Annotated in this window: 1 protein-coding gene; it reads left to right on the forward strand. The window is 72.6% G+C overall.

Features of this window, described 5'->3' with window-relative positions:
• Nucleotides 1–219 (forward strand): VIT1/CCC1 transporter family protein (locus BIV03_RS18115; protein ID WP_175475995.1); only part of this gene is annotated, 219 nt, incomplete at both ends.

Below are 219 nucleotides of genomic sequence, written 5' to 3' on the forward strand. Positions count from 1 at the left end.
CGCCGAGACCGTGGCGTCCGAGCTCACGGAGCGTGACGCCCTCCGCGCGCACCTGACGACCGAGCTCGGGATCGACGAGGACGAGGTCGTGAGCCCGTGGCACGCGGCGTTCGCATCGGCCGTTGCGTTCTCCGTCGGCGCCGTCCTGCCGTTGCTCGCGATCCTGCTGCCCCCGGAGTCGGTCCGGGTCCCGGTGACCTTCGTCGTCGTCCTCGTCGC

The sequence above is a fragment of the Curtobacterium sp. MCBA15_016 genome, from assembly GCF_001865105.1.
GTDB lineage: Bacteria > Actinomycetota > Actinomycetes > Actinomycetales > Microbacteriaceae > Curtobacterium.